Annotated in this window: 8 protein-coding genes and 1 riboswitch; of the genes, 1 reads left to right on the top strand and 7 read right to left on the bottom strand. The window is 41.8% G+C overall.

The annotated features are described in order from the left end of the window. Window positions 1-108 precede the first annotated feature (108 nt). Window positions 109-1,053 (bottom strand): RING finger protein, encoded by a 945-nt coding sequence (locus tag AB5123_RS09935; RefSeq protein WP_051706895.1) that lies wholly within the window; start codon window positions 1,051-1,053, stop codon window positions 109-111. A 159-nt stretch (window positions 1,054-1,212) separates the two neighbouring features. Here AB5123_RS09935 and prfB point away from each other — a divergent pair, with 159 nt between their 5' ends. Then, window positions 1,213-2,331, top strand: a complete 1,119-nt coding sequence (prfB, locus tag AB5123_RS09930; RefSeq protein ID WP_041337341.1) for a peptide chain release factor 2 — start codon at window positions 1,213-1,215, stop codon at window positions 2,329-2,331. 45 nt (window positions 2,332-2,376) lie between these two features. Here the strand turns inward: prfB and AB5123_RS09925 are convergent, their stop codons facing one another. The 6 genes from AB5123_RS09925 to AB5123_RS09900 form a co-directional block, all read right to left on the bottom strand. After that, window positions 2,377-3,261, bottom strand: a complete 885-nt coding sequence (locus tag AB5123_RS09925) for a YesL family protein (protein ID WP_022287514.1) — start codon at window positions 3,259-3,261, stop codon at window positions 2,377-2,379. A gap of 71 nt (window positions 3,262-3,332) precedes the next feature. Further along, window positions 3,333-3,926: a hypothetical protein gene (locus tag AB5123_RS09920; RefSeq protein ID WP_337812276.1), complete on the bottom strand. Its 594-nt coding sequence runs from the start codon at window positions 3,924-3,926 to the stop codon at window positions 3,333-3,335. A gap of 50 nt (window positions 3,927-3,976) precedes the next feature. Next, the gene (gene proC / locus AB5123_RS09915) at window positions 3,977-4,777 is read right to left on the bottom strand and encodes a pyrroline-5-carboxylate reductase (protein WP_337812277.1); all 801 of its coding nucleotides are present in this window, start codon (window positions 4,775-4,777) and stop codon (window positions 3,977-3,979) included. Between the two features lie 176 nt (window positions 4,778-4,953). Continuing rightward, window positions 4,954-5,592: a folate family ECF transporter S component gene (locus tag AB5123_RS09910; RefSeq protein WP_117877758.1), complete on the bottom strand. Its 639-nt coding sequence runs from the start codon at window positions 5,590-5,592 to the stop codon at window positions 4,954-4,956. 117 nt (window positions 5,593-5,709) lie between these two features. Beyond that, window positions 5,710-5,811, bottom strand: a riboswitch (THF riboswitch). 38 nt (window positions 5,812-5,849) lie between these two features. Continuing rightward, a complete protein-coding gene (pfkA, locus tag AB5123_RS09905) occupies window positions 5,850-6,812 on the bottom strand; it encodes a 6-phosphofructokinase (protein ID WP_022287510.1) in 963 nt (320 codons plus the stop codon). 129 nt (window positions 6,813-6,941) lie between these two features. After that, window positions 6,942-8,768, bottom strand: coding sequence for a PASTA domain-containing protein (locus tag AB5123_RS09900; protein ID WP_117958282.1), 1,827 nt, complete (start codon window positions 8,766-8,768; stop codon window positions 6,942-6,944). Window positions 8,769-8,858: the final 90 nt, after the last annotated feature.

The raw sequence follows: 8,858 nt of genomic DNA, 5'->3' as shown, positions 1-8,858 counted from the left end.
CCTATGCGTCCCCTCAAATGGTTTTCGCCTATCGAATTTCTTAATAATAGTGTCCAATATGATTGACAAACCTACACACTTGCGTTTTTTTATGAACTTTTTGTAAAATCATGCAAATATCTTTGTAACACCAAAAATGCCAAACACAACTATCGCAGAATAAACGGCAAAGCCAAGAATAACAGCCCCCCATGACGTACCGCCCTTTGCTACTATCTTTTCGGCTATCTCCTGCTCAGTGCCGTCCTCCGACCTTATCTCACGGATCTTTTTTTGTGCAAACTTATAATACATATAATTGCCGAAAAAGCCTGCCACAAACTGAAGTGCCATTGAAACATACCATGTCGCAGCGGAAATGCCCTGAAAAACCCTTCCGGTCACATCGATGCCGATATCAAGCGAGAAACCCATTGTCCCTGCACTAAGATATTCTATCGCAGTAGGTATATTGAGCAGTGCCGTAGCCACAAGCATGATGATACCCACAATATTCATTTTTCTAAACAGAAAATACAGGTGTGGAAAAAGGAAAGCCGCAAAGTTTATGGAAATCTTTCCACCAAATTTACCAAAACGTATAAAGTTAGACAAAAATATGAGCGGATTTGTCTTTACAAATTTTGCATAGTCATCTAGTTTAATGCCTTCAAGATCTGAGTCCTTATCAAATACAACCTGTCTGCCAAACGGACCGTAAGGCTGTCCGTCAGGGCCGGTCTGCTGAGCGTTATTTTGCGTGTCCATGTCGTTGAATGGACGTTCCTCAGTATCATTTTTCGTAAGCGGTGTTCCGCACTTTTCACAAAATAGCTTGTCAGGCGGATTTTCAAAACCGCAGCGTATACAGCGTATATTCTCACTTTCTACACTCTCCTGAGTTTGCTCCCAGCTCTGACCACTTTCATGCAAAGCGTCATTTATGCACTTTCCTTCTTTAAGATAACACTCACGATGATAAGGTGTGCCACACTCAGGACATACAACTATATCGTCACCATCTTTGAATACTTCTCCGCAGGAAAAGCATTTTTTTCCTGTATAATTAGCCATATCGGGTTTCCTTTCTTGCTGAAACAGGCTTTTTAAAGCTCTTAAGTAACATTATAGCACAACTTTCAGGAAAATGCTATAGTTTTTTTATATTTTTCCTTTACTTTTCACAAAAAAAGTTTTATAATATATAATGATATAAAATAAGGAGAAAAAGATATGGTATTTTTAGAAAACTTAAAGTCAGAGCTTGAAGCTCTTAGACCTATCATCAGCGAGCTGCATGACGTATACGATATTGAGCGTTCTCAGGAAAGGATCGCAGAGCTTCACGAAAAAGCCGCAGAACCTAATTTTTGGGACGACATGGAGAAATCGCAGAAGGTTTTGCAGGAAACAAGAAATCTTGAGGGCAAACTGGAAAAATACAATAAATTCAAGTCGTCATTTGAGGATATCGAAGTGCTTATTGAAATGGCAGCCGATGAGGGTGACGAGGACATGATCGACGAAATACAGTCTGACCTTAAAACTCTAAAAGAGGGTCTTGACGCCGCACAGCTTGACACTCTGCTCACAGGCGAGTATGATCACAACAACGCTATCATCAACTTTCATGCAGGAGCAGGCGGAACTGAGGCGCAGGATTGGAGCGAAATGCTTTTCAGGATGTATCACAAATGGTGTGAAAGCCACGGCTTCAAAATGACTACTCTTGATTATCTCGAGGGTGCAGAGGCTGGCATGAAGAGTGCCTCCGTTATCGTGGAGGGTGAAAACGCTTATGGCTATCTTAAAAGTGAAGCAGGAATACACAGACTAGTGCGTATCTCACCTTTCGACAGCTCAGGAAGCAGACACACGTCATTCTCAGCGGTGGACGTTATGCCTGAAATAGACGATACAATCGAAGTAGATATCCGTCCTGAGGACATTAAAATGGACGTTTATCGTGCAAGCGGTGCAGGCGGACAGCACATCAACAAAACCTCATCAGCCGTAAGACTTACCCACATACCAACAGGCATCGTTACATCATGCCAGACACAGCGTTCACAGTTCCAGAACAGGGATTATGCAATGAAAATGCTCAAAGCAGAGCTTATCAAAATAAAAGAGCGTGAACATCTAGAGAAGATAGAGGATATCAAGGGTGTTCAGAAAGAGATCGCATGGGGTGCCCAGATACGTTCCTATGTTTTCATGCCATACACTCTTGTAAAAGATCACAGAACGGGTTTTGAAAACAGCAATGTAAACGCTGTTATGGACGGCGACCTTGACGGTTTCATAAACGCTTATCTCAAAGCGCTTTCACTTGGCGAAATCGAAAAATAATTAGCATAAACAAAGGACAGTTCAAACGAGCTGTCCTTATGTTTTTTATGAGATTGTTTTGCCTTTTTTTCTGCTCTCTTTGGTCTTGACAGGAGTTTCTTCCGCCGCTCTATCCTCAAAGAGCTGTTCGTCAGGGTCTGCATTCTTGTATGCGAACTCAGGATTGCTTTCACCACGCTGATCGTAGTAAGGCTGGATAACGTGTTTTCTGATAACAGGATAACAATTGAAGCAAGTCACGAAGCATATGAACGAAAGAGGCCAAAATGGCAATATGAACAGAGAATACGGCAGGAAAAGATACATCATAACAATGACGATAAGCGATGCCAGAAGTGACCAAAGAGACTGCTTTATGCCAAGACTCACAAGATAAAACGAGTTCTTTATTATCTGCTTCATGTTAAGGTTAGTGGAGCTTATCATGAGATAGATGTAAAAGTGCATCATGAAGAATACGATAAGACAGCTTATGCAGATAACAAAAGGAATGTATATCATGGAGTTCTGCTCTGCCCAATATTTATACATTGGAATCCCGACCATAAATCCTATAGCGAAGATGATATCTATGGCACCCATGATAGTGCCCTGCTTGAAATTCTTCTTGAAAGAATCCCAGAAATCATGTAGCAAAAACGCATTTCTTTCCTGAGAATAATTTCGGCAAACCTTTGTCATTGCAGCCGTTGCAGGTCCTACCAATACTGACGGTATCGCCAGTAAGAGCCATATTGGATTTGATGTCATAAGCATAAGTATAACCATAAGCGTCAGCGGTATGCAGAAAACGAAATACAGCAAATTAAGCTCCATAAGCTTCCACATATGCCTGCCATAGACTTCAAAAAACTTAAAAATACCCTTTTTCTCCTGAGGTGCTTTAAGCACACCTCTGCCAGGGGTATTGTAATTACCAAATAAAGACATTACACCGCTCCTTAAAATTAATAGTCCCCGAAATTGCCCCGAATTTTATTTCATTCTTTGTATACTGTATACTAAATTCGTCCTGCAAAAATAATCGTCAGCAGACATTCAAGCGCAGCCGCAACAGCCGCCGCTGCTTCAAGCACAAGAAACTTAACAGCATAAAGCCGCACCGTCTGTCGCAGACCGCCATGCTGTCCTTCAGAAAAAACAATGCACAGCAGGATATTTGACATAGCGACAGCTTCCCTTGCGGCTATCATAAGTGCCGCCGCTGTTATGACCGCAGGAAGAAGTACAAACATCGCTGAAAGTAATGCACCATGTCCGCCGTAAATGCTGTAAAGCTGAGACATTGCAACACCCCAGCCCATGCCGCGCAACAGCAATACTGCAACAGCTAAAGGCTGTCCCAGTGAAGAAAAACCTGACAAAAACACAACCGCTAAAAAAACACTCGAACTGAAAAAAGACCTCACAAGAATTTCTTCAAGATCACCTGACGACCTCACGTCAACGAAGCTGTTTGAAAACACCGACAGCATTGAAAGCTCGTCGCTGCCCATAAAGCAAAAAGTAACAGCACCCAAAAGCGCACCAATCAGGATAGCTCCTGCAAAAAATGCAAGAACTCCGCTTTTGTATATGCCTGTCCCGCTGTTCATTATACATCACTCCTTTGAGTAATGTATATGCCACGGTGCAGAAAAAATAACTATTTTGAAAGCTCGTAAGCTCTCTTAGTGCAAGCCTTGCAGCAGTCCTCAACAGCCTTTGGCAGACCGCCCTCACGGAGCTTTTCAAGACCAGCGATAGTTGTGCCACCCTTTGATGATACCATTTCAATAAGCTCGTCAAGTGACTTGCCACTGTCAGTTATCATTTTGGCAGAGCCGATAAGCGACTTTGCAAAAAGATCTCTTGCAACTGTTTCATCAATATCAACGCTCTTCGCATACTCTACGAATGCCTGAGCATACAGATAGATAAAAGCAGGAGATGAGCCGTTTATTGCTATTATCTCTTTCATTTTATCCTTTGATATGACGGCATACATACCGCATGAGCCAAAGATATTGCAAACAAGCTCAAACTCCTCATCTGTTACGCTGTCAGAGCGTGAAAGAGCAGTTGCGCCCTCCCCAAGAAGAAGAGGGGTGTTTGGCATAACAAGCACTACCTTTGCGCCAACCAAAGTTTTTGAAGCGATATAATCATCTGTAATGCCTGCGCATATAGAAACTATGACCGTATCTTTCGTTACCGCAGAAGCTATCTCATCAAGCACCTCGTCAAGCTGCTGAGGCTTAATTGCAAGAAAAACATATTCTGACTTTTCAACTACCTCTGCACAGCCTGAACATTTTACTGTTCCAAGCTCGTCAAGTCTATCAAGTATCGGAGCATATTTATCAAAAGCGTAAAGCTGAATATCCTTACTCATTTTACTGCCTGCAATGCCTTTCATGATAGCATAGCCCATATTTCCTGCACCGATAAAACCAACATTTATCATACACTCAAGACCTTTCTGAATAAAAGACAGAAGCCTGCCTTAAAAATAACTTAATTTTAATTATACACTAAATCTCAACGAATTTCAAGTGTTTCACCTAAATTTCACATTAGTACCCCATTTTTCTTGTATATTTTCACGCAAAAAAACAGCGACATTTCTGCCGCTGCTTTAAATCATGTATTTGTCGCTTTATGTCCAAACTGTGTTCTTACTTTTTCATAAGCAAACTTCACAGCAGGCAGGAATATCATGAGCAATATCAGATCCACAGGGAGCTGGATAAGATTTTTCGCTATTCTCGGTGTGCAGTATGTAAGAAAACCGCTCATTCCTTCTTTGGTGAGGTTTGTGATGCCAAAAGCCTTGTTTACATAAAGTGTATACAGGAAATAAGAATTAAGTCCTATATTACAGAAAAGTATAACACTTCCTCTTGCAATTGCGATCCTTATGTAGCTTTGAAGCTTTTTGTTGTTAAAATCGCACTTATACAACAGACAGCCGTAGATGATACCTGAAATAATAACTACCATTGCAAGCTGTGGGCTGTAGGCTCTCGGGGATTTGTTCTGCACTATATATCCTAGAAAGTCAAGCACAAATGTAGACATTCCACATACCACAGGTCCGTAAAGCATACCTATAGTACAGGTTGCAAGAAAAGTGAAACCGATCCTCAAGTCAGGCGTTACCTCAATGGAAAATGATCTGATAGCAAACGCCAACGCTATCAGTATTCCTGCTGTTGTCAATGTTCTAAGATCTTTCAGTGACTTGAAAGAGTCATAGAACATTCTTCCGAAGCTCTTCATAAATTTACCTCCTTATTCTGCGAGCTTGTCGCTTTGTGCATAACGGAGCATAAAAACAGCTCTGCACACTACCCATGCGGGATGTGCAGAGCCGCTATAAAAAGCTTCAATTACACATTCAGCGGGATGCGAAAACCGAACCGCAAAGGTTCTACCTTTTTCGTTCCGACGGCAACTCCCCGTCCGACGGACACTTAACGCTCAGTTTTCTACTCTGTAATATGTCAAAGTCTTAAAGACTCAGACCTCATGAAAAATTAGAATGCAGTTTCATTGAGGATCTTGTAAAGCTCTTCCTCGAAAGGCTTCTTCATTGAAAGAGCCTCCTGAATATCTACATCATATATCTTGTTGTCCTTCATACCAACAACTCTGTTGCCAATGCCCTGCTCGAGCAGTTCAACAGCGTGATAGCCCATTTCAGTTGCGACAACTCTATCTCTTACTGTAGGAGAGCCGCCTCTCTGAACATGACCGAGAATAGTAGCTCTTGACTCGACACCAGTAATATCCTGAAGAGTTCTTGTGATATACTCTGTCTTGCCAACACCCTCAGCAACTACAATGATAAAATGTGTCTTGCCTGACTTCTTTGTCTGCTCCATCTTCTGAGCAATAGCATTGAGGTCATAAGGCTTCTCAGGTGTGATAACAGCCTCAGCGCCTACAGCAGCAGCAACGTTGATAGCAATGTGACCAGCGTTTCTGCCCATTACCTCAACTACTGAACATCTGTCATGTGACTGTGCTGTATCTCTGATCTTATCGATCATTTCCATAGCCGTGTTCATAGCTGTATCATAACCGATAGTATATTCTGTGCATGAAATATCGTTGTCTATAGTACCAGGCAGACCGATACATGGGATACCCTGTGCTGAAAGATCAGCCGCACCTCTGAATGAGCCGTCACCACCGATAACTACGATACCGTCAAGACCCATTTCAAGACACTTATCTCTGCCCTTCTTTACGCCCTCGATATCTCTGAATTCAGGACATCTTGCAGTATAAAGGCAAGTACCGCCTCTCTGGATTATGCCTGAAACAGTTCTTGCATTCATCTCAATAACTTCACCGTTAAGAAGGCCGTTATATCCCCTGAGGATACCTACGACTTCCATACCCTTTGCAAGACCAGCTCTGCATACTGCTCTGACAGCAGCGTTCATTCCCGGAGCATCTCCTCCGCTGGTAAGTACACCAATTTTCTTAGCCATGTAAAATACCTCCAAACCAGGAAACAATTTATCCTGTTACTTTCCTAATAATCTATAATGAGCATAGCACAAAGCCCTTGAATTGTCAAGGGCTTTGTTTATTTTTTAACATTTTATTAAACGTTTTCGTTATTCAGCAGGCACAACAGCCGGAGCTGGTGTTGTTTCAGAAGAGCTGCCTGTGTTCGTATCAGGCTTAGGCTCTGTTGCCTTTGTTGTAGTGGTCGTAGTAGTCACAAGACCTGCGGAAACTGTAACTGTAAGCACATCACCATTTTTAACATTCACAGTGTTTCCAACATTAACGCTTGTCGCCATAACATATCCTGCAGAAACAGAGCTTGAGAAATCGGTAACGACCTTATACTTGATATTATAAGAATCAAGCAGCTCAAGGTAAGCCTTCTTTGACAGGCCAGAGAAATCAGGAACAGGAACATTTTCAGGGCCTGCACATACTTTAAGAACAAGCTCATTTTTCAAAGACGGATCAAAATCAGTACCCTCTGGTATGCTCTGCTCTTTAACAACGTCCTTATCGTCAACATCAGAATAATAATATTCAGCCTTGATAGTAAAATCCTCACCAAGTTGTTTTACAACAGTATTGTATTCCAGACCCACAACGTTAGGCATTATAGCGCCATAGCCATATTCTGACTGACTTTCAGCATCAGTCACCTTAGGCGTAGCAACTGTGGTGCTGTAAACGAATACCTCGCTGTCAACTCCATCTGCATCATCAGAAGAAATGACCTTATCCTCAGACGAATCATTATTGCTGTCCGACGGACCTGAAAACAACTCATATAGCAGAAAAACTGAAAGCAAAAGCACTATCACAAGCACCGTCCAGCCTATTATCGTAGCCGTTTTATTCTTAGGCTTTTCTTCCTCACGAGTCTGCTGTGGCATTTGCCTTGACTGCGTTCTTTGTCTTGGAACATGCTGTATAGGAATAGTCTGAGTTGAACCCTTAGGGTGTTCCATATGCGTTGTATGCTGCTCAAAAAGTGCAGTAACAAGCTCTGAAACTGTCTGTATTCTTTCTTCGCCACGAACTCTCATAGCTCTTGAAAGAACTCGTGAGATATGCTGTGGTATTCTTGGATTGACTCTGCAAGCTTCGACCATAGTATCATTCTTTGTACGGGTATAAGCATCAAGGGGCATACAGCCTGTTAGTATTCTATAAAGAACTGCAGCAAGTGCATAAACGTCAGTCCATGTGCCCTGCCATTCTAACGAAGAATATTGCTCAGGGGCGGTATATCCTGAATAGAACTCAGGAGAAAGCCCTGTATTAGATGTTCTTATAGAACTTATGCAAAAGCCTGTAAGTTTAAGCTCACAATCAGTTGTAACAATAATATTTTCAGGAGATATTCCCCTGTGTATGATACCTGCATTATGTATAATGCTCAATGTTGTAAACAATGGCACAAAAAGCTTTTTGACCTGTTCCCATGTGAGAAAGCCTGTATTCGACTGTAAAAATTTCTTTAGCGTCACGCCCTCCACATATTCGAGTATGACATAGGTCGTATTATTCTCGCAAAACATATCCTTTGCCGTGGCGATATGCTGAAGATTTCTCATGCGTGAAAGAACTTTGTTCACGTCTGCAAACTCAGACATAAATGTCTTATACTTAGCCAGACAATCTGGATTCACCACAAGTCGCTGACTTTCGCTATCTCTTTCGCAAAGAGTGTCAGGCATATACTCTCTTGCCACACACTTGCATTTGCCAACCATATCGTAGCAAATGTAAGACGCACCCTCACCATTATATGAAAGCATTTTTCCGACTATATATCTGTTGTCAAGCACTGTTCTCGGTGCAAGATAAGCCTGTAAATGCGGGATATCGTCGGTATAGCTACAATAATGACAGCGACCGTCAGAACCAAGTTCGTTCATACAGCCCATACATAATTTAGTACTAGGATCCATACCGAACCTCCTTTTTACGTTATTCATCAATTTATATTAGCAACAAACCGAGCATAAGTCAAGTTTTTTTGTGCAATTGTAGAATTTACG

Origin of the sequence: Ruminococcus sp. RTP21204st1_B2_RTP21204_210225, assembly GCF_040914135.1 — a bacterium.
In the GTDB taxonomy this organism is placed as follows: domain Bacteria; phylum Bacillota; class Clostridia; order Oscillospirales; family Ruminococcaceae; genus Hominimerdicola; species Hominimerdicola aceti.
This window is presented reverse-complemented; position numbering and strand designations above follow the sequence as displayed.